The sequence below is a fragment of the Xenorhabdus budapestensis genome, assembly GCF_002632465.1.
In the GTDB taxonomy this organism is placed as follows: domain Bacteria; phylum Pseudomonadota; class Gammaproteobacteria; order Enterobacterales; family Enterobacteriaceae; genus Xenorhabdus; species Xenorhabdus budapestensis.
Genome location: NZ_NIBS01000110.1, coordinates 1 through 816 on the forward strand (window position 1 = coordinate 1; position 816 = coordinate 816).

General features: G+C 50.6%; 1 protein-coding gene. It reads right to left on the reverse strand.

Features of this window, described 5'->3' with window-relative positions; genetic code table 11:
• A partial coding sequence (locus tag Xbud_RS19105) for a DUF5710 domain-containing protein (protein WP_099137544.1) occupies positions 1 to 561 on the reverse strand: 561 nt, incomplete at its 3' end.
• Positions 562 to 816: the final 255 nt, after the last annotated feature.

The following is an 816-nucleotide window of genomic DNA, read 5'->3' on the forward strand; positions in this document are numbered from 1 at the left end:
ATCAATACGGTGAAGCTGAATAGCCGCCGCTTGCTCTTTGGAAGCTGGGAAAAATGCCCCACCGACTTCCGCAAACAGGTCGGTATCATCCTGCTGTGCCCCACAGTGTTCGCAATGGTTTATCCAGTGCTGTCTGCGCAGCCGTTGGCTGACCGCTTTGCGCAGGGTGTGATGAAAACCGGGCAACACGCTACGCACAATAGTGGGAATATCGGCGATATAAAACAGAAACGCCGGGCTGTCCTGCTCTGAGTAGTCAACTTCAGCGTTGGTTTCGTCGTCATCTTCATCGTCATCATCCGTTTCCAGCATCTTATGCCCGGCAGGCAGCATAAACGCGGTGACGGTGGTATGTTGATGGCAGTGTGGGCATGGCGTCTGGGTTTGGGCCAGATACCAGAATTCAGCATGGACATTGTAGAACGGTAACCAGTTCATAAACGGGGTCGGGTCAAAACTGTTGTCGATATACCAGGTTTGGGCTGCCGCATCCCAGTGCGCGCCCAGCTTGCGTACCTGCTCGTATTCATCGTCGGGGACGTTTAAATCAATCCGCAGCATGTGTCTTCCTTCATTATTAAATCGTTAACCCAATAAATTAGTCAGACTATTTAGCTAATTTTTACCAAAGCATAAAGAGTTTATTGCTGACCGCAGGTAAAAAACACCGCATCCTCGGCATTTTGAAATCCATGACGAGGTGAATATTTATGCGCGCTGGCTTTTCGCTATCTTGTTCTGTCGGTCTGCTGGGGCTGGCTGTGTTGTGTATGCCACGGGCTCATGCGGCCGAAAAAGACGAACTGGCGAGTGCAA